The organism is Cyclobacterium sp. 1_MG-2023, assembly GCF_030546805.1.
Lineage (GTDB): Bacteria > Bacteroidota > Bacteroidia > Cytophagales > Cyclobacteriaceae > Cyclobacterium.
Genome location: NZ_JAUOPC010000004.1, coordinates 480,087 through 503,853, shown reverse-complemented (window position 1 = coordinate 503,853; position 23,767 = coordinate 480,087). Strand labels below are relative to the sequence as shown.

Here is a 23,767-nt window from a genome sequence, read left to right as displayed (position 1 = left end):
TCCCTATAATAAAGCTGAAAAAAGCAATGAAGCCACTGATTTTGAAGCGATTTCAACACACAATAGATGAGCTATTGCATATGCTTCATAGACATATGGCTACATTTCATACCCCTAATAAATACATTTGAATACCCTCCTGTAGAATTATATTCGATAAATTTGATAAATGAATAAGGTGAAGCTCAAACGGACAAATTATACCTTATCAAAACCTATTTTCCTAGGCTACCGGTCTTCAAATAACCGGTAGCTTTTTTATTGCCTTTACCACTTTTCCATTTATTGGTATCAAGTTTTAACAAACTTCCAATATCCTTTTCTAAAAAACCATAGTGCGATCAATGCATGCAATGAATGACAAAAAGCTATGGTAATAAAAATACCCATGGTATTAAGATCAAGAACAATTGCTAAATAATACGCTAAAGGAATTTCCAATAACCAAAACACACCAATATTGATATAGGCAGGGGTCCTGGTATCTCCTGCCCCATTAAAGGCTTGCACAATTACCATGCCCACCGCATAAAACACATAGCCAAGTACTGTTACTTTCAAGCCCACAGCTGCAATGGATCTTACAGCAGCTTCTTGCGAAAAAATCCCGGCCAAATAATCTGCAAAAAACAAATAAAACAGGGTAACCGTTGCAAGAAAAATAAAATTGTAACGAGCAGTAAGACAAGTAGCTATTTCTGCTCTAAAAGCTTTCCCTGCTCCTAAATTTTGTCCCACAAGTGTGGCAGCAGCTGCAGACAAACCCCATGCAGGCATCAGGCTGAATAGCAAAATCCTAAACGCAATGGTATATCCTGCCACAGCCGCACTGCCAAATTCTGATGCCATACGGGTGAGCACTATCCACGCTGCAGAGTCAACCAAAAACTGCCCCATGCCTCCCAGGGAAATTTGAATGATTTTTCTTAAGGTTTCCCATCGCACCATCAGGTTGCTGGCCCCAATCACCAAGCGATGCTTACCATTGAAAAGATGATACAATTGATACAGCACCCCTATACTTCTTCCGATTGTGGTGGCCCATGCTGCTCCTGTTAAGCCTAAGCCTTCGAAAGTTCCTAAACCAAAAATAAGCAAAGGGTCCAATAGGATATTGAGTCCATTGGAAATCCACAATGCCCGCATTGCCAAATGTGCTGACCCAGCACCGCGGAAAATGCCATTGATAAGAAACAGTAACATCACGGCTGTGTTTCCGGCAAAAATAACTTGGGTATAGGAGGTTCCTGTTTTCAAAACTTCAGCCTCTGCTCCCATCAACTTCAAAATTTCTCCGGCATAGAGAAATCCTGCAGTGCCCAGGGCCAAAGAAACGAATATACCTACCAACAACAATTGAAAAGCCAGGGTACCCGCTTGCTTGAATTTTTTCTCGCCAAATCTCCTTGCAACCAAAGCTGTACCGGCCATGCTAATCCCTACACCTAGGGAATAAATCAATGTCAACACGGCTTCTGTGAGGCCCACTGTGGCCACGGCATGTTCCCCAAGCTTGCCCACAAAAAATATATCTACCACCGCAAAAAGAGATTCCATGACCATTTCCAGAATCATAGGAATTGCCAAAAGAAATATTCCAGTTTTAATGGGCAATTTGGTAAAGTCCTGTTCACTTCCACGGATGGCAAGCAAAATCATACGATAAATAGAAAGCATCTTCTTCATGAGGAAATCAATTGCCTATGGCTGTGTTTTTCGGAAACCAATGTTCCTTTATAAGCCGGTAAATAAAGACTAGTCAAGCAAAAGAAGTTCCGCTGTGAAGGGCAGAAATTGTATAAAAATCTACCTTCAGATCCCCTGATGCATCCAAATTAATTTATCGTATTTATACGCCTAGGACCAGGAAAGTTTTCCTTGTGAAAGCCCTACTAAATTTGCCATCCTGTACAAAATTCTGGCACCAACATTGGCATCCCATTCGTCTCCGTTTTCTCCCGGGGCTACTTCTACCAAATCAAAACCAATGAGCTTTCTTCCTGACTTGACCAGGGTTTTGATGAGATACATTAATTGCTGGTAATCCATTCCGCCGGGAACAGGAGTACCGGTATTTGGGCATAAATTAGTTGAAAGGCCATCGATATCAATAGTCAAGTACACCTTTTCCGGTAAATCCGCAATAATCCTTTTACATAGGTCACTCCAGTTTACTCCCTGAAACAGCGCTTCCTTGAGTTGGTTGTCCGTATACATAGTAATCCTTTTTTCAGATTGACTGTAGACATATTCCTGCTCACAAAAGTCTCTAATTCCCACTTGAACCAGCTGTTTCACTTCCGGAATTTTCATAAAATTATAGGCAATAGATGCATGGGAATATTCAAAACCCTCATAAGCGGGGCGCAAATCAGCATGCGCATCAATTTGAAGGATGCCAAAAGAAGAATGTTTTTCTGCCATCGCTCGAATTAAACCCAAAGGGGTGCTATGATCTCCTCCCAGCAAACCGATCATTTTCCCTTGCTCCAGGTATTTTTTGGATTGCTGGTAAACCCAATCGTTCATTTTATCACATGCTGCATTGATTCCTTCAGGGCTTTTTTCATAGCGATTCCTTACAGCTTCAGGCTCCCCGGCCTCAAGCCATTGGATATAGGTATTGGCAAGACTGCGTTGTTGATCACTCTGGGATTTTAGCAGATCGTCTATGGGCAGCATGGCAATTCCCATTTTCCATGCATCAAATATATCTTCTTGAAAAAGGTCTACTTGGGTAGATGCTTTAAGAATAGCTTCAGGTCCATTGGCAGTGCCTTCTCTATATGAAACGGTAACCTCCCAAGGCACAGGAATGATCACCATCTCAGCCATTTCTATCGAGAATGGCAATCCAAATAGCTGCGCATTTGTTCCTACTCCATTGGGATCGAAGTTTGAAATAATTGACAATTTATCTGATGATGACATTTTATTAGCTTAGGGTGCTTGATAAAAATTTCTAGGCATTGTTTATTGCAGAACTTCAACAAGAACGCCACTACTTTTTGAAATATGCTGCCATTCTTCTAGGTAAAAGGCTATTCTAACCATCATCCCGGGAGAAAAAAGCAGGTGGTCTTCACCGGTAAGAAAGGCAGCCAAATGGCTCACACCCGGATTATGTCCCACCATCATTACATGCGCATCTCCATTATCAATGTTATTTAAAACCTGCAATAAGTCTCCGTGTCCGGCTTGATATATTTCATTAACTACTGTGGATTTGCTTACGCCCACAGCTGATGAAAGAATCTGCGCCGTTTGCCTGCACCTGTTTGCAGGGCTATAGACCATATGGTCACAAACCTGTCCATTTGCTTTCAAAAGCTTAGACAACCTTTCCAATTGATCAATTCCGGGCTGTATAAGGTCCCTTTTCAAGTCTTTTTTATCAAAACCTGGAGCCTCTGTAATCCCATGTCGCACCAACAATAATTCCTTAGCCATGTACTTCAATTAAACTTCAAAATTAAAAATAAATATGTGGAAATTTTGTCGGCAATAAAAATTGCTTTGAATGAATATTTGGAAGAGAATAATATGACATCTATTTTTAGGACTTGAATTATGGGAATTAACCTGGTTCCATTCATTTTTATCTTTAAAGAAATTAACCATGCCAAAGAATTTAGTCATAGTGGAGTCTCCTGCAAAGGCCAAGACAATAGAAGGTTATCTAGGGAAAGACTTTAAAGTCACCTCCAGCTACGGGCATGTAAGAGATCTCCCTAAGGGTGAAAATGCCATAGATATCAAAAACAAGTTCCAACCTACTTATGAGGTAACTTCGGACAAAAAGGAAGTAATTAAAGAACTTAAAAAATTAGTAAAGGGTGCAGACACTGTATACCTAGCAAGTGATGATGACCGTGAAGGAGAAGCTATTTCTTGGCATTTAAAAGAGGTACTTAAATTAAAAGATGAAAATACAAAAAGGATCGTTTTCAGGGAAATCACCAAATCTGCCATTACCAAGGCTTTAGAAAGTCCAAGAAGCATCGATTATGATTTGGTAAATGCACAGCAGGCAAGAAGAATTCTCGACCGACTTGTTGGTTTTGAGCTTTCTCCGGTACTATGGAAAAAAATAAAAGCAGGGCTTTCCGCAGGTAGGGTACAATCTGTAGCCGTTCGTTTCATTGTGGACAGGGAGCGGGAGATTGATAAATTTAAACCTACGGTATCTTTTAAAATAACAGCCCTTTTCGATGTAGAAGGTAAAACCCTGCAGGCAGAATTGCCAAAGAAATTCCAGAGCAAGGGAGAGGCAGAGGAATTTTTGAAAAAATGCTTAGAAGCTGACTTTTCTATAAAATCTCTCGAAACGAAACCGGCAAAGAAAAGTCCGGCGCCCCCCTTTACAACCTCCACATTGCAACAGGAAGCCAGTAGGAAGTTATATTTCTCTGTGGCCCAGACAATGAATATTGCCCAGAAGCTATATGAGTCAGGTAAAATTACCTACATGAGGACGGATAGCCTTAATTTATCTGATGATGCATTAAAGGATGCAGAAAAAGAGATAAAGTCGGCTTATGGGGATGAATATCATAAAAAGAGAAAATTTAAATCAAAATCTGAAGGGGCACAAGAAGCCCACGAAGCCATTAGGCCTACCTCTTTTGCCGAACATGATGCCGGTAAGGACAGGAATGAGCAGCGCTTGTATGAATTGATTTGGAAGCGATCCATTGCTTCTCAAATGGCAGATGCACAACTTGAAAAAACAAATGTTAGCATAGCCATATCAAATGTAGACCAAACATTAAGTGCAAGTGGAGAAGTAATTAAATTTCAAGGATTCTTAAAGGTCTACCTTGAAAGCACTGATGATGAGGAGGAAGAAGAAACAACAGGAAAAGGATTATTACCTCCACTGACAGTAGGACAAGTTTTACAGCTAATCGAAATGAAAGGGCGCCAGTCTTTCACTCGTCCACCGGCGAGGTATACAGAAGCATCCCTAGTAAAAAAATTAGAGGAGATGGGCATAGGAAGGCCTTCTACCTATGCACCCACAATTTCTACAGTGCAGAAAAGAAATTATGTGGTGAAGGAATCCAGAGATGGTGTTCAAAGAAAATACATTGAAATGACCATAGGTGATGGTCAATTCAAAGAAGCAGAAAAAACTGAAACCACAGGAACGGAAAAGAACAAATTGTTTCCTACAAATATTGCCATGGTGGTCAATGATTTTCTAGTGGAGCATTTTCCAAATGTGATTGACTTTTCTTTTACAGCAAAAGTCGAAAAGGAGTTTGACCATATTGCTCAAGGTGATCAACCTTGGGAAGAGATGATTCAAAATTTTTATGGAAACTTCCATTCAAAGGTTGAGCTTACAGAAAACATCAAGCGAACTGATGTTAACTCAAGCAAAGAATTAGGGGTCGACCCCAAATCAGGTAAAGTTGTTATTGCGAGACTAGGGAAATTTGGTCCTCTTGTTCAGATTGGTGATGCAGAAGATGAAGAGAAAAAGTTTGCCAGCCTTCGAAAAGGACAGTTTATCGAAAGCATAACCTTAGAGGATGCATTGGAGCTGTTTAAGCTACCGAGGGATTTAGGTACATTTGAAGATAAAAAAGTTGTGGCAGCCATTGGGCGTTTTGGACCTTACATCAGGCATGACAGCAAATTTGTTTCTTTAGGCAAAGAATACGATCCGCTATCTGTCACTTTAGATGAAGCCATACAGTTAATCAAAGACAAGAGGGAGGCTGATGCCAAAAAGCACATCAAATCCTTTGACGAAAACCCTGACATTCAGGTACTCAATGGTAGATGGGGGCCTTATATCAAAATGGGCAAAAGCAATTTTAAGATCCCAAAAGACAAAGAGGCTGAATCTTTGACTTATGAAGAAGTGATGAAGCTAATTGAAACACAAGGGGATGCCAAAAAGGCCAAACCTAAAAAAGCAGCCGCAAAAAAAGCGCCGGCGAAAAAGAAAGCAAAAAAATAATCAATGATAGAGGCAGTTTAATTTCTGCCTCTTTTTTTTGTCTTAAAATTATTTTTCTTAACCAAGAAAGATATTAAGGCCTAATCTAATTTAACTTTTTACAGTTGGCCTGTTATTTGCAGTTTATTCTAGCAGAGCTACTTAGTTTACAAACCGGTGGTAAATAGACAGAGATATTTGCCGTAAGGTATTTGTGAATTTTTAGGGGATAGCTATTGACAGGCCTAAAAGAGTTTAAATGGCCTTTATCTTGGCAATGCCAAACATTTGAATAATTGCTATTTCTTTTCTCCCCAAATCACAAACAACCTTGTAAAACTTTGGCGTAGCTTAAGGCAATTGAAACAAATAATCATTATAAAAACATGTTTAAAATGAAAAATTTATTTCTAAGAACAAAGATAAGAACAAAGAATAAGCACAAGGTACATTCAGTAGTTAGTTATCTACAGTTATTAACCTTAACCTTTGTTGCGTTATTTCCTTTTCCGCTTCTGGCACAAATTCAAAAAGGGCTTCCTAAGCCTACAGACCCTGTGGATCCCTCTAAGACCAGTGATTTAATTATCTTTATTATTTTACCAATAATAGTACTTATTCTGTTTTTCTTTTGGAGAAGGGCTAAAAAAAATAAGAGGGATAATTAAAAAAGATACCACCTGAGTTAGGGCCACCTCTCCAATATATTTGAGATTTAACTGTTAATAATCACTAAACTAAGGTGGAACCTAGTTTAGTGATTTCTTAATTTTTCTATCAATTCTTTCTTATTCAATTGGCTAACGCCCTCCATTCCTATCTCTTTCGTTTTCTGATACAGTTCATCTCTCGTCCATTCTTCATATGGAGAAGCTTTCCCCCCTTTTTTACCGGTCTTGCTATCAGGAGAATTGGCTATTCTCGCTGATTTTTCTTTGCTGTACCCTTGGTCTCTGAGCGCTTCATATTGCGCTTCATTTTTTATTCTTTTCATTTTGTTATCTGATTTACTCATTGTTTTCACTTTTGTCTCTTCTGTATTGTTCACTCTCAATGGTTACATCTTTGCTCGCATTTTTTGCTCTTCTTAAAGCATCCTTAGCGACTTGACTTGACTTCGTTACATCATTCTCTTCTGCTGCTTTTTTTCCGGCCTTTCCATCTTGCGCCTCTTCCTGGGCATCTAGAAAGCTGTTGTCCTGAAAATCTTCCTCTTTTCTACTTTCTTTTGTATTTTTCATCTTAGTCTTTTTTGCTTAATTATATGTAAATTATAACCAAAACCATTCCAAATTGATTTTGACATATATTTTCACAGAAAAATTTTACCCTAAATCCATTTTTACTTGTTTATCCTTTTACAAGGAAATATATTCACGGATCATTAGTTCAGAAAAATTTTAAAAAGATATGAGCAGTAACTTAAAAAATTCCAGAAGAAGCTTCCTAAAAGGTAGCCTTTTGGCGCTAGGAGGTATAAGTATTGTACCCCGACACGTTTTGGGAAAAGGACACCTGGCCCCAAGTGATCATTTGACGAAAGGCATCATTGGTGTAGGCGGTATGGGGAGAGGACATTTTGATTATGCCGGAACCAAAACTGTTGCAATTTGTGATGTGGACACCCGCCACATAGCTATTGCTCAAGAAACTTTAGGTAAAACTGTCAAAACTTTTGCTGATTATAGGGACCTGATTCAACTCCCTGAAGTGGACATAGTTCACATTGCCACTCCTCCACATTGGCATGGTATCATGGCTGCAGATGCTGCAAGGGAAGGGAAAGATATATGGTGTGAGAAACCAATGACCAGAACTATTGGTGAAGGAAAAAAAGTCATGGAAGCCGTCAAGCAACATGGAAATGTATTTAGGTTAAATACTTGGTTTCGCTTCGATAGCAATTTCTACGGAATGAATACTGAGGTTAAAAATATAAAGAAATTGGTAGACTCAGGAATGCTGGGTTGGCCTTTAAAAGTAACTGTGGGTAAACTAACCGGTTTTGACTGGAAATTTTACTGGGTTGGAAAAACCGGCTTAAATGAAATGCCAATACCTAAGGAATTGGATTATGACAGGTGGCTGGGCCCTGCGCCTTACAAACCATACAATGAACACAGAACGCATGGTACTTTTAGAGGTTATTGGGATTACGATGGAGGTGGACTAGGAGACATGGGACAGCATTACCTGGATCCGGTACAATATTTCTTGGGTAAGGATGAAACAAGCCCGGTAAAAGTGGAAGTTGACGCTCCACAACAGCATCCGGAAGCCGTAGGTACCTGGAGAAAGATCACTTATACCTATGAAGATGGTTGCCAAATAATATTGGATGGGGAAGGGACCACTGAGGCACCTTATATCGAGGGGCCTGAAGGGAATTTATATAGAGGATTTAAATCTGACATACCCAATCTTGAAAGAAAACTGGCTCAATTCCCAGAACCTGCCCCACAAGTGACAGACTTTGTCGATGCAGTTAAAAACAGAAAGAAATTTGCATTGAACGAGCAAAATGGGTTCCGTTCTTGTACCCTTGTAAATATGGGATTGGCAGCTTTGAGGCTGAATAGAGATTTACATTTTGACCCTGTGAAATTAGCGTTTATTAATGATGAAGGGGCAAATAGACTTATAGATCAGCCCATGAGAGCACCCTATACCATTTAATTAAAACATTAAAGGAATACCCAGAATTATGGAAAAATATTTTATAAAGAAAATGACTTTTGTTCTTTGTCTTTTAATAGGCCAAGTCTTTATAAGTCAAGCGCAAAATCAACTCGATGCGGGAAGAACCACCGCTACAAAAATTGCAGATTTACTGAACCGGTTTCCTGCTGAAAATGCCGGTAATTTAGAAGCTGCCATGAAACAAATGGAAGCACTTGGCGCCAATGGCATTACCGAAATGGCCTTAATGCAAAAACCGGGCGTAAACAATGAAAAAATAGAATATGCCTTGGCGGGATTTGCTTTTTATGCAAGCAAAGATGGTAAGGAAGACTTAGCCAATATGGCTGTAGCCGCTTATATTGCTGCCATTAACCAGTTGGATGACCCTGAAGCACAAAATTTTGTTTTGAAGCAAATAAAGTTCATTGCCAAAGATGAAAATGTAGCTAATATTGAACCTTATTTGACCGATGACAGACTTTCTGGAACTGCCTCCAGAGTTCTGGCAAACGTTGGTTCCACTGGGGCAGCAGCAGCATTGATTGCTGCGTTAGAAGCATCTACAGTTGATGCACAAAAGGCGAATTTTATTGAAGCATTAGGTGATATTGGTGCCAATAAAGCTTCCGAAATTATTGCTCCCTACGTCAATAGCAACCAACCTGAACTTAGAAGGGTAGCCATCTACGCTTTGGCTAGCATCGCTTCCCCTGCTAGTGCTGACCTCTTGTATGCGGCGGCTAAAGAGGCAGGTTTCACATTTGAATCTACCAATGCTGCAGCCCAATACTTAAGGTATATTGACAATTTAGGAGAAGCAGGCAATCAAAAGCTGGCGCTTAAACTGGCCAAAAAGCTTGATAAGTCTACCAATGTAACTGAACATTATCATACTAAGGCCGGAGCATTGGATTTGCTAGTGAAATTTGACCCACTCAAATCAAATAAAAGAATCATCAAAGCAGCCCATTCAGATGAGTTTAGATACAGAGGTACTGCCTTGCATTACCTTAGCAACGAACAGTTGATCCAAGGATTGGATGATTGGAAAAAAGCATTGGGAAAAGCTTCTGAGGAAAGTGTAGCTGCCATTCTTCAAAGAATGGGTAAAGTCAATAACGAGGCTGTTGCACAGGTCATTTTGCCTTACCTCTCAAGTCCGAATGAAAAGATTCGTCAGGCTGCCATTGCTTCTGTGGTTACCGCCGGAGACAATTTGGCTTTAACCGAAATATTAAATCTTTTGGCAGCTGCTGATGAATCGGATCAAGCCCAATTGATAACGGCTCTGCAGACAATGAAAGGTGACAATGTCACAGCTGAAATCGCCAAAAGAGTTTCAGATGCAGACAATGAACTTAAAGTAAAATTGCTAGGCCTTTTGGCATCCAGAGCTGCAGAAGATCAAATTGATGTTGTCTTCGGGGCTGTATCAAATGGCAATTCAAATGTAAAGTCAGCAGCATTAACAGCGCTTGCATCGATGGCTACGCCAGATGATCTTACCCAATTGGTAAGTTTACTAAAAACAGAAAGCAATTCAGATGACCTAGAGAAGATCCAAGAGGCTATTATTGTTGCAAATGCCCAAAAAAGGGACCTAAAAGCTGAAACAAAATGGGCCATGGACTTATTGCCTACCCTACTCTTAGACAAACAGGGATACATATACAAGGTTTTGGCTAAGACCGGAGGAAAAGAAGCCTTGGATAAGCTTCAAGACATTTACGAAACCGGAAATGTAAAACAAAAACAAGCTGTAGTTGGTGCATTGAACCAATCAGAAGACCCTGCAGCCACCGTTCCTTTATTGCATATCGCCAGAAATGCAAGCACCGACGAAATGATGGATGATGCCCTTTCAGGCTTTATCAGGTTAGTTCCTTCAACGGAGGGAGCCAAGGAACAAAAAGTATTGATGTTAAGGGATGCTTTGGCATTGGCAAAAAGCCAAGAAAATGTACAGGCTATATTGAGACAACTTGGCAATTACCCTACCTTCCAGGCATTACTTGTTGCCGGCAAGTATCAGGAAAAACCTGCTTACCAGCAAGCAGCTGCCAGAGCTGTAATGAAAATTGTCTTGAACAATGATAATCTATATGGAACAAAGGTTAGGTCAATTGTGGAACGCACCATAGAAGTAATCAGCGGTCAGGACAGCCAATATTATAAAACATCGCTAAAGAAGTTCTTGGATGAGATGCCAAAAACCGAAGGTTTTTACAGTCTATTTAATGAGAAAAATCTAGATGGATGGAAAGGCGTTTTCAGTAACCCTATTAAAAGGGCTGAAATGAACGAAAGGACCTTTAAAAAAGAGCAAGCCAAAGCTGACGAGACCATGAAAGAAGGATGGGTAGCAGAGGATGGCTTATTGGTTTTTACCGGTAAAGGTCAAAATATTGCAGCAGTAAAAGAATATGGAGATTTTGAAATGTTGGTAGATTGGAAAATCACTCCTGATGGAGATGCGGGCATCTATTTGAGAGGTACGCCACAAGTTCAGATATGGGATATTGCAAGAACCAATGTGGGTGCAGAAGTAGGATCAGGAGGTTTGTACAACAACAAAAAGAATCCTAGCAAACCTTTAAAAGTTGCTGACAACCCTGTTGGCGAATGGAATACTTTCCATATCATTATGAAAGGTGAAAAAGTCACCGTCTATTTGAATGGTGAGTTGGTAGTAGATGATGTTACTTTGGAAAATTTCTGGGACAGATCCATGCCTATTTTCCCTACAGGGCAAATTGAATTGCAAGCCCATGGCACCTATGTTGCCTACAGAGACATTTATATCAAAGAACTGATAGGTGCTCCAAAATTTGAACTAAGTGAGCAAGAGAAAAATGATGGGTTTGAAGTTTTATTTGACGGGACAAACCTAGACAAATGGACAGGCAATAAAACAGATTACTTTATAGAAAATGGCGTTTTGGCCATCAATCCCGGAAGAGGTGGAAGCGGAAACTTAATGACTGAAGATGAGTTTGAAGATTTCGAATTTAGGTTTGAGTTTAAATTAACTCCGGGTGCCAACAACGGTTTAGGCATCAGGGCGCCTTTAAAAGGCGATGCTGCCTATGCAGGCATGGAACTTCAGATCCTGGATGATACTGCCGAAATTTATAGCAAGCTTAAACCTTACCAGTACCATGGTTCATTATATGGGGTAAGTGCTGCCAAAAAAGGACATCTTAAACCTGTTGGAGAATGGAATTATCAGGAAGTGATTGTCAAAGGTGACAGGATTCAGGTAATCTTAAATGGCACTAAAACCTTAGATGTGGATATATCTGATGCACGTGAAAACGGCACCTTAGACAAAAGAGAGCATCCTGGACTTTCCAATAAAAAAGGACATATTGGATTCCTTGGACATGGTGATATCTTGTATTTCAAAAATATCCGTGTGAAAGAGTTATAAGTATATTCCTATGCTATTTAATAGTATTAGGTACATCATTTTTCAGGAATTTATTAAAAGAGAGGCATTCAAAAGCCTCTCTTTTTTTATTTATATTCTTATCAAGAAAATTTTTTACAGCTATAAAGACTAATCTCAAATAGGAAATAGGTTTTAAAACGACTGTCATAAGCTTTGGCCTGAGCTAGGTATAGACTATTAGGAAATTGAGGTGAAGTGCGATTGTAGTGGATCCGTTTATCCCTAAAGTAGCGTAAAAATTACAACCAAGGCTAACCTTGAAGCAATATCATTTTGCTATAGTAGCTCGATTGCAGAATTAAGTTTTAGTAAGCACACTCTATAAACTAAATGTTACGCAAAAATCTGGCATGATTATAGATTAATCTATAATAACTAATTTTTTTAAAATTTTATTGTATAAAAAATAAATTTTTAAAATAATTATTTTCATAGGCCCTATATAAATTCATAATATGATAAGAAATATATTTATCCTTTGTTTCATTTTGATTCTACCTTTTGAGGTATTCGGTCAAATAAAATCGGTGAGCTTTTCTCCTGAAAAAAATCAAATCAACGCCGGTTTGCCACTTCCTTCTGAAGAGAGGTTTTTAATTGAAGGTGTTATACCTTCAGGTATAAGGAGAGTTGAATTGAAAATTTTCAAGGCAAGTAAAAAAGTGAGTTCAGCAGAAAATTATATTTGGAAAGCAGCCTACCAAAGTAATCCATCTGATTTTGAAATTTACGTCGCTTACCCACTTCGAAGTAATGAAAATTATTCCCTTAAATTTTATTATTTCAATTCTACTGATACCACAGAAATGAAGGCGGTGAGAGAAGCCATCCATGAAAATTTGCAAACTTATCTAAATGCAAACTTTGTGGTCAACAAAAAGGAGATTAAAGCATTGGTCAGTCAAAAAGCCATGTTGATGCAATTGAATGAAATAGTCAACCAAGGACTTAGCAATTATTCGCACCAACTAGACCAAGAATTCAATGGTTTTAGTGATATAGTTAAACAAAAAATTGAACAAATTAATAATATAAAATTAAAAAATTCAAAGTTTAATTTATTAAACAAAAGCGACAAAACTATGGGTTCCGATAACGCCTATTATGCGAAACAAGTTATCGACCAACTGATAAACCTTACAAAAGCAGAAACCAACCAATACCTTCGTTCAAACTTACTTATGCTTGTAGACATTCGCGAAATAGATAACTATCCAACAGAGAAAAAACCGCATTATTTGCCTATCAATATTGGTTATGCGGGGACTTATTTCGGGGGAGGTTTCAATGATCTTGATTATGGCACCTCTGCTTTTGCCGGGATTTCAATGCCTCTAGGAAATAAAAACTTTACCAAAATACTAGGTAATGCATCAGTCTCAACGGGGGTTTTCTTTTCCAATATGACCGATGCAAAGCAAGCTGAAATCAGTGGCCCACTTATTGGGAGACCAAGTTATATTGGGCTTGGATATAGTCTTTTTAGAATTTTACGCTTTAATGCCGGGGCTGTATTAACTTCAACTGAAATCAATAACCGTTTTGAGGATGTCACTTTATATCCATTTGTCGGTTTCAGTGCAGAATTTCATATTTGGTTAGGGCTTAAAAGGTGAAATGCTATGTTTAAAACCTTGTTAATTTGCTTGAGTTTACTCCTGTATCAATCAACAGATCTCCTCGCCCAACTGAATCCATATAAGCTTCGGATTGGCACAGGGATTGGCTATTCCAATTATTACGGAGATATTAGTCATTATCGGTTTGATGAATTTCCCGATTGGGATGCTATGGGAAAAGTTTATTCTTATAATAACAATTATAACCTATCCCCTTCCATTTCTTTGTCAATCGAACAAAGGATAAATGCGAGTTGGGGATTGCTTCTCAACGGTGGCCAATATACTTTGTCGATGAGTGATAGATTTGTTGACAATAAAGATGTTTTGATAACTAATTCCCCCAACTTTTATAGGTCTTTAAATTTCAAAACATGTATTAGAGATATTGGTTTAGGCTTAATATTCAGAACCGACAACGGGAAAATATTACGGGAAAATGCCTTAGTGGCCCCTTACCTTTCTTTTCATGGGGGATGGTTAGCGTTTAAACCCAAAGGAGACCTATTGGATGTAAATGGAAACCGATACGATTATTCACAAAACCTTCCCCTCACTGATGGAGACTTTGAAACAGATCTGGTCAAACTTCAAGCTTCTAGTAATAATGGCTATAATGAAAACACCTACTACTTAGCTGCGGGCATCGGCTTTAGGGTAAAGCTAACCAGGCAAGTTGAAGTTTATTTTCAATCTGATATAAAAAGAACCAACACCGATTTTATCGATGACGTTGATGGATCCGCCATAACAACCTTCCTAAATGAATTTCAAGAATATGCCGCCTATCCCGGAATTGGCACAAGTTCAGCTGACAGAAATGTCAGAGGTGACCTCCAAACCAACAAGGATTGGTTCTTTAATCATCAATTTGGACTTAAAATTAGTTTTTTACCCGCAAAAGACACATTTAGAGCCAACCCCATAAGTCCATCCTCAACATTTATTGGATTACCTCAGACTATAAATGATGGATATACAGAAAGGGATTCTTCAAAAATCACATCAACATCAAGCCTGGTTATTAACCCCTTGGAGCAAATTAATGAAACAATTTATGCTACTGATAGAAAAACATTGCCCAAGGTTAACACTACTCAAGAAATTCCTGCACAAATAGCAATGGATTCAATTAATAACTTTTCAACGCTTAATTTTCGAAGAAAAGAAATTAAAAAAAGAACGGATAGGTTAATGATTTGGCAATACCCTGAACGAATAAATGATTCCGAAATAGTTTATGCTCAAGAAAGAGGGACAATATATTCTCCTTACTCTGTCAACAAAATAGAAGAACAGATGTACCCTCAAGTAAATGAAAGGTTCATAGTAGATCCTTCTGATGGACAAGTAAATAATTCTAATTTCCCCTATTTCCTACCTTATTACAATCGGCATTCTACTTTTGTCAACCAACCAGCGAACATTGGAGATTCGATGGGTATTGATTCAACCTTGACCACTGAAAGTAGCACTTTCTTACCTTTAGACAGTATTCAAATGGATTCCATCAATTCAGGGTTTAAACCTACTCATAGACCATATATAGTTGATAAAAAATTTAAATTTGAAACACCTGCACCATTTCAAGGAATTAGTCTACAGTTTCTAAATTCGGGTAAAGAAAAACCCACCTTAATAGAAAATGGCCTATATACTGAAATATTCTTTGAATCCAATAAAAGCATAATATCAGAGAAAGAAGTATTAAAACTTATACCTTTAATTAAAATGCTTGATTTATATGACAATGCAAAATTACTGGTTAAAGCATTTGCAGACAATACCGGGAGTATGGCCTACAATATTGCTCTTATTGAAAAGCGAGCCTTGGCTGTTGAAGAAATACTAACGAATCAATTTGGGGTAGCTTCCGTAAGAATTAGCAGACAACCCGGTGCACTATTAATACGAGGAAGTTACCAATCCTCTCGTCCTAAAGACAGGAAAGTAGAAGTTCAGGTAATCTATTGAAAAAGGTATACAAATGAAAAAAATTGTTGTATTGACTGGCGCAGGAATTTCAGCAGAAAGTGGCATAAGAACTTTCCGTGATGACAATGGACTATGGGAAGGACATGATATCATGGAAGTGGCCTCGCCTGAGGGTTGGGAAAAAGACAAGGAAAAAGTGCTTGAATTTTACAATTTAAGAAGAAAAGCATGTCTTGCAGCCAAACCCAATAAGGCCCACCTGAAATTAGCTGAGCTGGAAGAAAATTATGAGCTAACCATAATCACTCAAAATGTGGACAATCTTCATGAGGCCGCAGGTTCTTCCAAGGTAATCCACTTACATGGTGAGCTATTTAAATCACAGAGCACCCTAGACCCAAATCTTATTTACAATATGGAGGGTTGGGAGCTAAAATTAGGAGACAGCTGTGAAAAAGGAAGTCAGTTGCGCCCCTATATCGTTTGGTTTGGGGAACCTGTCCCAAAAATGAGTGAGGCCATCGAAGCAGTGGCAAAAGCAGATGCCTTGATTATCATTGGAACGTCAATGCTGGTGTATCCCGCAGCCGGACTGATTGATTATGCCCCCGAGGAAATCTTAAAAATCGTTATTGATTTAAAAATCCCTCATCTAAGTGCAAGAAAAGGAATCACTTGTATTGAAGAAAAAGCCAGTACCGGGGTCCTAAAAATGGAAAATATTTTGAAAAGTTGGAATTTTGGGGACTAATAAATATATATTTTATAGTTTTGCCTTTCACTTTTAAAACCAATCCATTGGACACAGAATACAGCAGCAAAGCAACTTCAGAAATTTCCAGGGTGCTCATCAAAAGTATTGTAAAATTAACTTTGGCAGGTTTGCTAATTGGTTTTTTCCATGCTTATGATTTTTGGATAGGTCTATTGCTCGCCATTTACCTTATTTACTCCATAGTAAAGAGATGGAAACGCAATGCCGAGGATAAGATGGTATTTCTAACAGGCACTCTTTTGGGAGGAGTCTTCGGGGTTTGCTGTGAATTGTGGGGGATCTATTATGGATATTGGGAATACCATGACCTTCCTTTCAGTCGTAACTTTCCCTATTGGCTTCCCTTTGCCTGGGCCTTGGCCTTCACCTATATTTACCAGTTAGAAAAAGATTTATTTAGGGTTTTAGCCGTTTCTAAAGTGTCCACAAAAATCATCCTATCCATAATTGTGGCAATGATTTTCCCTACTTACGGGGAAATCATCACCATTAATTTAGGAGTTTGGACCTATTCTTGGCCTTTTCAGGTATTTGGGGTTCCTCTATTGGCCATATTCCTGCTTGTTGTCTTCCACACGGGGGTCAACTTTTTGATGGTTTTGCTATGCAAAAGATTGGGTTGGAAAAACCCTGTATTCAATCCATAAACGCTTCTCCTACAACCCCTCCTTCATCTCCAAAACCATCCAAATCAAAAGTCCAGTTCGACTTTGCCAATCTTTAGTTCTTTGTACCGATTATTGGAAATCAAGCCTTTTTATCAATAAAAACGCATACCTAACCATCAAAAGGTCAAATCAATTACTTTACCTGACCACTGAATCCAAGGTAGCCAAATACACCCACTTCTGGTCCCTGGAATTTAAGCCTTCCAGCATTGCTGCTTCCTCTTGAACGGTCATTTCCATGTCTTCAAACTCCATTGAGTTAAAAAACTGAATATAATCTCTGTAAATATTCATGGTCAGATGAGTGGATTTTGCTTCACTACCCGTAGGAAGTGCAGTTCTTAGAAACCTCCAATCTTCCATTAAATCGTTAGAGATTTTTTTCTGATGATGAGGAAGAAATACTTCTTGCTCTGCGGTTTCATAATCCTGAAACTTTCCTTCCACTGCCTTCATAAGATCAAAAGTCGCCAAAATCCCGGGCTTATATTGGAAATTATCATCCGTTCTGGCTACTTCTATCATATAATTTCTGACAGCCAGGTCACGCATTTCCAAAGATGACCTTATTTTATTTTTTGCTTGTTCGGCACTCAGTTCAGGAAAAGCTTGAACGGCACTACTTACCAATTGGTCTATTTTGTTTCCATTCATCATAGAAACTGGATCGTCGTAATAAGTGACCGTCAAATATTGAAAGTTTTCACCTTCCAAATCAGATCCTGATTGTAGTGACCAGAAATCCCAGCCTTTGATGTGGCCATCTTCCTTTTCCTGTTCGTAAACCTTGGTTAAAAACTCTTTGTATTCTAAATAATCCAGAACTTTATTGGGCTCCACCTTGATAAATTCCAAGACTAAAAATTGTTCATCTTGTCCATAAACATTGGCTACTGCAAACATGGAGATTATCCAAATAATTAATTGCTTTTTCATACCTTATTATTTTGGGTTCCTAGCCAATATACAAAAATTAGAATACAATATATACCGATTATAATTTATTTTTACCTGTAAAAATAAATTTATTGGAAATCAAAAAAGCCCTAAAATCTCTTCCGAGTTATTAGGGCTTATTATTGATCTATTTGAAGAAAAATTCTTTATTAATCCTTTAAAATGGCTTCAATATTTTTCAACTCCTCTGTAGAAAATTCCAAATTATCTAAACTTTTCACATTGTCATAAAGTTGGCTTGCTTTACTCACTCCAACAAGTACTGAAGTGATGGCTGGGCTTTTAAGCAGCCAGGCAATGGCCATTTGGGCCAAAGTTTGTCCCCTCTCGATTGCCACAGCATTCAAAGCCTTTACCTTGTCCAATATTTCCGGGGTTATGGCATCAGATTTCAGGTACCTCCCATCCTTAACTGCTCTGGAATCTTCAGGAAAACCGTTCAAGTATTTGTCCGTTAAAATCCCTTGTTCCAGTGGAGAAAAAGCAATAGACCCTATCCCTGAATCTTCCAACTCATTCAAAAGTCCATCTTCTACCCATCTGTCCATCATATTATACCTTGGCTGATGAATCAAGCAAGGGGTACCCAATTCATTTAAAATTTTTGAAGCCTTTGCTGTATCTGCTGCGTTGTATTGGGAAATCCCAACATACAATGCTTTGCCCTGTCTTACGAGCAGATCCAAAGCCCCCATGGTCTCTTCCATCGGTGTATCGGGATCAGGCCTGTGGTGATAGAAGATATCCACATAATCCAACCCCATTCTTTTCAGGCTCTGATTCAGGCTGGCAACCAGATATTTTTTAGAGCCAAAATTGCCATAAGGCCCCGGCCACATGTCCCAACCTGCTTTAGAGGAAATCAATAGCTCATCTCTATAAGGCAAAAAGTCCTTCTTAAAAATTCTACCAAAATTCTCTTCAGCGGCTCCATAAGGAGGGCCATAATTGTTGGCAAGGTCAAAATGAGTAATTCCTAAATCAAAAGCAGTTCTTAGAATCTCCCTGCCAACCTTAAAATCATCGCTATGCCCGAAATTATGCCATAAACCCAATGATATTGCAGGCAAATCCAAGCCACTCTTCCCACACCTGCGGAATTTCATTTTTTCATACCTTGAGGAAGCCGCCACATAGGGCTGCAATGGTTCTTTGTCGTTAATTTTCATAAAATATTCGTTTTATTAATGGGTTGTAAATTGGCCGATATTAACTATTGGCTAGATATATTATATTTTTTTCAGGGATTTTATCCCAGTAGGATTTTAACAGATAACGGGTTTCAATTACTCTTTTAACCGGCTTAAGAACTTCAACAACTTCCTCGGGAGATTGAAAGGATTGGCTTAAATCTATAAAACCATAGGCAGATAAAAAGCCATCCTCAAAGAGTAAAGCTACTTCTTCTTCATGATTTCTTCCTCGGTCCTTTATAAGGAATTTCTCCCCTTCTAATTTTACCCCTTCAAATACTTCATTGGCCCTTTTGTTATAATCTTCTGCAGCTTCCATTCCACAACAAGCACCGGAACAATCGCCCAACTGAAAATCATAACAAGCTCCATTTTTCTTTTGGATTCCATTAAGTTTCGGACAAAGCTTCAATTCTTCGTTTTTATCAAGAAGAAACTTCCAAGCAGAAGCATGACTTGTAAAGGTGGCCAAGGGCCGGATGCCCGCCACTACCTTATTGACCTGAAACCGCAGGTACCCTTCCCTATCTGTATAGGAAAAAACACCCCAAGACAAGGCTTTCACTTTAAGTGATCGATTGTATTTTGGCCAAAGTCGTTTGATTTCTAAAGCCTCCAATAACAAGGCCAACAATTCACTCCCTGTAATTTCATAGCTTACATCAAAAATTTCAGTTTTTAAATTCAGCTTGGCCTTCCCGCTAAAATGACCGTTGAATCTACTTTGAATATTGACAGCTTTTCCTACATAAATCACCTTACCATTGGCATCATGGAAATAATAAACGCCGGTAGATTGTGGGATCTCGTTAAATTTTTCCTTGCTGATGTTTGGAGGCAAGGTTAAGGCCTTGTGTTTTCCCTTAATTGCCTGTTCAATATGCCCTTCTTTATCAACCTGTAATAACTGGCCAAACAAGATAGAGGTTGCCCAGGCATCCCCCATGGCTCTATGCCGGTCATTCACCACAATTCCTCTTGATTCACACAATCGGCCCAGACTGTAACTTTTTAGCCCTGGAAATAACTTCCTACTCAGTCTGACAGTACAGAGTCTTTTGGGCTTGTACACCAACCCCTCTCTTTCAAAGGCCTGCTTCACAAAGCTGTAATCAAACCCTACATTATGTGCCACAAAGACCTTACCCTCCAACAGATTAAAAAGCTTCTCTGCTATATCTGGAAATTTTGGCGCTTCCACCAACATTTGAGCATCTATGCCGGTTAAGCCCGTAATAAAGCCAGGAACAGACATCTCAGGATCAAGCAAGGTCTCGAATTGGCCCGTAATTTGCTCTCCATCATGAAAAACCACCGCAATCTCAATGATCCTATTATTTGCAGAAAAGCCTCCGGTAGTTTCAATGTCAACGATTGCGTACATAAATAGGTTTTTGTTAATAAAGCATTACTACAAACAAAATTGTTCCCTTTCAATTCCACTTGAATTAAAGGTGTCAAATTTGTAATATTAAATATTTAACTATCGAATGAAGTAAACAATTTCCTTCAGGTCATCTTTTTATTCAAAACTTATCAATAGCTCACAATGATTAAAGAAAAAGCAGATGCTTGGCAAATGGAATTAACTGAAATTACCTGGCAATATGAAAAGATTTTGGAAGACTTTGACCTTACGACCTTAAATCTTAAACCGGGACCCGATCAATGGAGTCCTATGGAAATTGTTCAGCATATAATTTTAGTTAACACCTCTTATTTCCCTATTTTTGACCAAATTATCCAACAGCAATACAAATCCCCTTTGATTGGAAAACTCCCTTTTTATGGCTCAAAAATGGGTGATATTATCCTTGCTTCCATGAACAAGTCTTCTAAAATTAAAACTTTTAATTCATGGAAACCAACGGACAAATTGCATAACAATGATTTAAAAATAAAGTTTTTTAAGCAACAAGATCAACTGTCGAATTATTTTCAAAAATTAGAACCATTTCTGGGAACAAATATAATGATAAGCTCTCCCGCAAATAAATGGATTGTATACCCTTTGGATACGGCCATTGATATTATCCTTGCTCATGAAAAAAGGCATTTGTCTCAAATAAAAAACCTACTCAAAAGCAACTAGATCATGAAATCTGAAAAAGAAAAAATGCTAGCGGGAGAATTGTACCTTGCTTCAGACAAAACCCTTAGTGAAGATCGGTTCAAAGCCAGACAACAATTAAAAGAGCTCAATCAGATGCTACCCGGGGACAGCAGCCATTCCTATAATGTGGTCAGCAAACTATTTAAAAAAGTGGGCAAAGACTTTGGAATTGAGCCACCTTTTTTCTGTGATTACGGATACAACATCAGTATAGGTGACCAGGTATTTATCAATTTCAATTGCGTAATATTGGACATTAATGCTGTAAATATTGGGAATAGAAGCATGCTAGGGCCGGGTGTTCATATATATGCAGCCACACATCCGATTGATGCAAAAACCAGAAGTAGCTTGCTTGAATTTGGCAAACCGGTTAACATTGGTGAGGATGTTTGGATTGGTGGCGGAGCAATAATTTGCCCCGGTGTAAACATTGGTGACAGGAGCATCATTGCTGCAGGAGCAGTTGTTACGCGGGACGTTCCGGCCGATGTGATCGTAGGTGGCAATCCGGCTAGGATAATAAAAGACATAGACCAAAAAGAAAAGATGGCCTAATTGGCCATCTTTTTCTCATGATTTTCCTTAATTATTCGTCTAAGAATTTTACCAACATTGGATTTAGGTAATTCATCTACAAAGTATATCTCCTTTGGAACCTTATAGCTGGTCAGGCTTTCTCTGGAGAAAGCGATCAAATCATCAGCATTAAGTGATTTGTCATTGGCTATAACGTAAGCAATCACTCTCTCAGTGGATTTGTCATCAGGAATTCCTATGACCCCCACTTCATTGACCATATCATGGGCTGATAAAGCGTCTTCTACCTCATTGGGGTAGACATTGAATCCGGAGACCAATATCATTTCCTTTTTCCTATCGACAATTTTGAAAAAACCATCCTTATCCATCACCGCAATATCTCCGGTTTTGAACCATTCCCCTAGAAATGTATCTGCTGTCTCGTCGGGTCTCTGCCAATAACCCGGCATAACTTGAGGTCCTTTGACACACAATTCACCTCGCTCCCCTAGCGGTAAATCATTACCTTCATCGTCTACGATTTTCACCTCCGTATTAGGTAAAGGAATTCCAATGGTGCCTAATCTTTCTGTACCATCTATGGGATTACAAGTAACCACAGGAGCTGTTTCTGTGAGTCCATAGCCTTCTGAAATAGGAATACCCGTTACTTCCTTCCAGCGTTTGGCTACAGAGGACTGTAAGGCCATCCCCCCGGCAACAGCAATTTTCAAAGAACTAAAATTCAATGACCTAAAGGATTCTTGATTCAGCAATCCATTGAATAGCGTATTGACTCCTGTAAACACACTAAAAGGATGCTTTTTCAGGGTTTTACAAAAGGCCGGCATGTCTCTGGGATTTGTAATCAATACATTGTGAGCACCAATTTTCATCATCGCTAAACAATTCACAGTTAATGCGAAGATATGATATAAAGGAAGTGCCGTGATCACAGTTTCTTCTTTTTCTATCAGCTTAGGTTTCATCCAAGCTGAAATCTGCTGCATATTGGCTACAATATTGGTATGGCTTAGCATGGCTCCTTTAGAAACGCCTGTTGTACCTCCGGTATATTGCAAAAAGGCTAAATCTTCTCCTTTGATTTCCTGTCTATCATAGGGTTTGTTTTTTCCTGTTGCCATGGCTTTTTTAAATGTCCAAGCCTCAGGTATATCATAGGCCGGTACCATTTTTTTTATGTATTTGACAACTAGATTAACGATGGAACCCTTTAACCCTCCTAGAGAATCTCCAATTTGGGTTACTACGATTTTTTTGACACCAATTTTCTCTTTGATTTTTTCAAGGTTATGTGCAAAATTCGCAACGATGACAATGGCGTCCACACCTGCATCCGAAAACTGATGTTCCATTTCAGATGAAGTATACAAAGGATTGGTATTGACCACAATCAATCCTGCACGCAGGGCACCAAACATGACTATTGGATATTGGAGCAAATTAGGCATTTGAATACCTATCCTGTCTCCTTTTTTTAATTTGAATTCATGCTGTAAAAAGGAGGCAAATGTAGCGGACAATTGATCCAATTCATTGAATGAAATGGTTTTATCCATGCATTCATAGGCGATTGCATCTCCATATTTTTTTATACTTTCCTCAAAAAGATCTACAGCACTACTGTATTCCTCCGGATCAATATGCTTTGGAACAGCTTCCGGATAAAATTGAAACCATGGAAAATCCATCATAATTGTTAATTTGAGTCTATTGTTAAGGGCATTTGTACTAATATATTCAATGTATTTCTTTTATTAAAGGTTTTTCGTATTAAGATTGTATCCATTAATTCTGCGAAGGCTTCAGTTTCCGCAAACAATTTTATAGGAAGACAATCTATTTCTCCTTTCTTTTGTTGTATCAATAAGGTCATTCAGG

The 23,767-nt window shown here is 38.6% G+C and carries 19 protein-coding genes; 10 read left to right on the top strand and 9 right to left on the bottom strand.

Annotated elements, in window-relative coordinates; all coding sequences use genetic code 11:
- Positions 1–291: 291 nt before the first annotated feature.
- The 3 genes from Q4534_RS08660 to Q4534_RS08650 all read right to left on the bottom strand — a co-directional run bounded on the left by Q4534_RS08660 (position 292) and on the right by Q4534_RS08650 (position 3,450).
- The gene (locus tag Q4534_RS08660; protein ID WP_303612772.1) at positions 292–1,686 is read right to left on the bottom strand and encodes an MATE family efflux transporter; all 1,395 of its coding nucleotides are present in this window, start codon (positions 1,684–1,686) and stop codon (positions 292–294) included.
- A 171-nt stretch (positions 1,687–1,857) separates the two neighbouring features.
- Entirely contained in the window at positions 1,858–2,931 is a 1,074-nt protein-coding gene (locus tag Q4534_RS08655) for an agmatinase family protein (RefSeq protein ID WP_303612771.1), read from the bottom strand.
- Positions 2,932–2,973: 42 nt separating this feature from the next.
- Positions 2,974–3,450 (bottom strand): histidine phosphatase family protein, encoded by a 477-nt coding sequence (locus Q4534_RS08650; RefSeq protein WP_303612770.1) that lies wholly within the window; start codon positions 3,448–3,450, stop codon positions 2,974–2,976.
- 169 nt (positions 3,451–3,619) lie between these two features.
- On the opposite strand from Q4534_RS08650, the gene topA reads away from it, so the two are divergent.
- Together topA and Q4534_RS08640 are read left to right on the top strand one after the other, a co-directional pair.
- Positions 3,620–5,971, top strand: coding sequence for a type I DNA topoisomerase (gene topA / locus Q4534_RS08645; protein WP_303612769.1), 2,352 nt, complete (start codon positions 3,620–3,622; stop codon positions 5,969–5,971).
- Positions 5,972–6,345: 374 nt separating this feature from the next.
- Positions 6,346–6,618 carry a hypothetical protein gene (locus tag Q4534_RS08640; protein WP_303612768.1) on the top strand — a complete coding sequence of 91 codons (273 nt, stop codon included), beginning with the start codon at positions 6,346–6,348 and terminating at the stop codon, positions 6,616–6,618.
- An 86-nt stretch (positions 6,619–6,704) separates the two neighbouring features.
- On the opposite strand, the gene Q4534_RS08635 is transcribed toward Q4534_RS08640, so the two are convergent.
- Positions 6,705–6,944: a Rho termination factor gene (locus Q4534_RS08635; RefSeq protein WP_303612767.1), complete on the bottom strand. Its 240-nt coding sequence runs from the start codon at positions 6,942–6,944 to the stop codon at positions 6,705–6,707.
- 13 nt (positions 6,945–6,957) lie between these two features.
- Positions 6,958–7,191 carry a hypothetical protein gene (locus tag Q4534_RS08630; RefSeq protein ID WP_303612766.1) on the bottom strand — a complete coding sequence of 78 codons (234 nt, stop codon included), beginning with the start codon at positions 7,189–7,191 and terminating at the stop codon, positions 6,958–6,960.
- Between the two features lie 169 nt (positions 7,192–7,360).
- Here Q4534_RS08630 and Q4534_RS08625 point away from each other — a divergent pair, with 169 nt between their 5' ends.
- The 6 genes from Q4534_RS08625 to Q4534_RS08600 all read left to right on the top strand — a co-directional run bounded on the left by Q4534_RS08625 (position 7,361) and on the right by Q4534_RS08600 (position 17,059).
- Entirely contained in the window at positions 7,361–8,626 is a 1,266-nt protein-coding gene (locus Q4534_RS08625; protein ID WP_303612765.1) for a Gfo/Idh/MocA family oxidoreductase, read from the top strand.
- A 28-nt stretch (positions 8,627–8,654) separates the two neighbouring features.
- Complete coding sequence (locus tag Q4534_RS08620) at positions 8,655–12,062, top strand: DUF1080 domain-containing protein (protein WP_303612764.1); 3,408 nt, start codon at positions 8,655–8,657, stop codon at positions 12,060–12,062.
- A 476-nt stretch (positions 12,063–12,538) separates the two neighbouring features.
- Positions 12,539–13,699 carry a hypothetical protein gene (locus Q4534_RS08615; protein ID WP_303612763.1) on the top strand — a complete coding sequence of 387 codons (1,161 nt, stop codon included), beginning with the start codon at positions 12,539–12,541 and terminating at the stop codon, positions 13,697–13,699.
- Between the two features lie 30 nt (positions 13,700–13,729).
- Complete coding sequence (locus tag Q4534_RS08610; RefSeq protein ID WP_303612762.1) at positions 13,730–15,676, top strand: OmpA family protein; 1,947 nt, start codon at positions 13,730–13,732, stop codon at positions 15,674–15,676.
- 13 nt (positions 15,677–15,689) lie between these two features.
- A complete protein-coding gene (locus Q4534_RS08605; protein ID WP_303612761.1) occupies positions 15,690–16,388 on the top strand; it encodes an NAD-dependent deacylase in 699 nt (232 codons plus the stop codon).
- Positions 16,389–16,435: 47 nt separating this feature from the next.
- A complete protein-coding gene (locus tag Q4534_RS08600) occupies positions 16,436–17,059 on the top strand; it encodes a hypothetical protein (protein ID WP_303612760.1) in 624 nt (207 codons plus the stop codon).
- A 159-nt stretch (positions 17,060–17,218) separates the two neighbouring features.
- Here Q4534_RS08600 and Q4534_RS08595 read toward each other — a convergent pair whose 3' ends face one another.
- The 3 genes from Q4534_RS08595 to Q4534_RS08585 all read right to left on the bottom strand — a co-directional run bounded on the left by Q4534_RS08595 (position 17,219) and on the right by Q4534_RS08585 (position 20,614).
- The gene (locus Q4534_RS08595; RefSeq protein WP_303612759.1) at positions 17,219–18,016 is read right to left on the bottom strand and encodes a hypothetical protein; all 798 of its coding nucleotides are present in this window, start codon (positions 18,014–18,016) and stop codon (positions 17,219–17,221) included.
- A gap of 170 nt (positions 18,017–18,186) precedes the next feature.
- On the bottom strand, positions 18,187–19,206 hold the full coding sequence (gene mgrA / locus Q4534_RS08590) for an L-glyceraldehyde 3-phosphate reductase (protein WP_303612758.1): 1,020 nt from the start codon (positions 19,204–19,206) through the stop codon (positions 18,187–18,189).
- Positions 19,207–19,246: 40 nt separating this feature from the next.
- Positions 19,247–20,614 carry an exonuclease domain-containing protein gene (locus Q4534_RS08585; RefSeq protein ID WP_303612757.1) on the bottom strand — a complete coding sequence of 456 codons (1,368 nt, stop codon included), beginning with the start codon at positions 20,612–20,614 and terminating at the stop codon, positions 19,247–19,249.
- 165 nt (positions 20,615–20,779) lie between these two features.
- Between Q4534_RS08585 and Q4534_RS08580 the strand changes: the two genes are divergently transcribed.
- Positions 20,780–21,322, top strand: a complete 543-nt coding sequence (locus Q4534_RS08580; protein ID WP_303612756.1) for a DinB family protein — start codon at positions 20,780–20,782, stop codon at positions 21,320–21,322.
- A gap of 3 nt (positions 21,323–21,325) precedes the next feature.
- Positions 21,326–21,901, top strand: a complete 576-nt coding sequence (locus tag Q4534_RS08575; RefSeq protein ID WP_303612755.1) for a sugar O-acetyltransferase — start codon at positions 21,326–21,328, stop codon at positions 21,899–21,901.
- On the opposite strand, the gene Q4534_RS08570 is transcribed toward Q4534_RS08575, so the two are convergent.
- A complete protein-coding gene (locus Q4534_RS08570; protein WP_303612754.1) occupies positions 21,898–23,580 on the bottom strand; it encodes an AMP-binding protein in 1,683 nt (560 codons plus the stop codon). The genes Q4534_RS08575 and Q4534_RS08570 overlap by 4 nt on opposite strands.
- Positions 23,581–23,767: the final 187 nt, after the last annotated feature.

What these genes read in the sequence shown, in the direction of transcription:
- Q4534_RS08660 (WP_303612772.1), bottom strand. Translation starts at nt 1,686, where the DNA reads ATGAAGAAGATGCTTTCTATTTATCGTATGATTTTGCTTGCCATCCGT.
- Q4534_RS08655 (WP_303612771.1), bottom strand. Translation starts at nt 2,931, where the DNA reads ATGTCATCATCAGATAAATTGTCAATTATTTCAAACTTCGATCCCAAT.
- Q4534_RS08650 (WP_303612770.1), bottom strand. Translation starts at nt 3,450, where the DNA reads ATGGCTAAGGAATTATTGTTGGTGCGACATGGGATTACAGAGGCTCCA.
- topA (WP_303612769.1), top strand. Translation starts at nt 3,620, where the DNA reads ATGCCAAAGAATTTAGTCATAGTGGAGTCTCCTGCAAAGGCCAAGACA.
- Q4534_RS08640 (WP_303612768.1), top strand. Translation starts at nt 6,346, where the DNA reads ATGAAAAATTTATTTCTAAGAACAAAGATAAGAACAAAGAATAAGCAC.
- Q4534_RS08635 (WP_303612767.1), bottom strand. Translation starts at nt 6,944, where the DNA reads ATGAAAAGAATAAAAAATGAAGCGCAATATGAAGCGCTCAGAGACCAA.
- Q4534_RS08630 (WP_303612766.1), bottom strand. Translation starts at nt 7,191, where the DNA reads ATGAAAAATACAAAAGAAAGTAGAAAAGAGGAAGATTTTCAGGACAAC.
- Q4534_RS08625 (WP_303612765.1), top strand. Translation starts at nt 7,361, where the DNA reads ATGAGCAGTAACTTAAAAAATTCCAGAAGAAGCTTCCTAAAAGGTAGC.
- Q4534_RS08620 (WP_303612764.1), top strand. Translation starts at nt 8,655, where the DNA reads ATGGAAAAATATTTTATAAAGAAAATGACTTTTGTTCTTTGTCTTTTA.
- Q4534_RS08615 (WP_303612763.1), top strand. Translation starts at nt 12,539, where the DNA reads ATGATAAGAAATATATTTATCCTTTGTTTCATTTTGATTCTACCTTTT.
- Q4534_RS08605 (WP_303612761.1), top strand. Translation starts at nt 15,690, where the DNA reads ATGAAAAAAATTGTTGTATTGACTGGCGCAGGAATTTCAGCAGAAAGT.
- Q4534_RS08595 (WP_303612759.1), bottom strand. Translation starts at nt 18,016, where the DNA reads ATGAAAAAGCAATTAATTATTTGGATAATCTCCATGTTTGCAGTAGCC.
- mgrA (WP_303612758.1), bottom strand. Translation starts at nt 19,206, where the DNA reads ATGAAAATTAACGACAAAGAACCATTGCAGCCCTATGTGGCGGCTTCC.
- Q4534_RS08585 (WP_303612757.1), bottom strand. Translation starts at nt 20,614, where the DNA reads ATGTACGCAATCGTTGACATTGAAACTACCGGAGGCTTTTCTGCAAAT.
- Q4534_RS08580 (WP_303612756.1), top strand. Translation starts at nt 20,780, where the DNA reads ATGATTAAAGAAAAAGCAGATGCTTGGCAAATGGAATTAACTGAAATT.
- Q4534_RS08575 (WP_303612755.1), top strand. Translation starts at nt 21,326, where the DNA reads ATGAAATCTGAAAAAGAAAAAATGCTAGCGGGAGAATTGTACCTTGCT.
- Q4534_RS08570 (WP_303612754.1), bottom strand. Translation starts at nt 23,580, where the DNA reads ATGATGGATTTTCCATGGTTTCAATTTTATCCGGAAGCTGTTCCAAAG.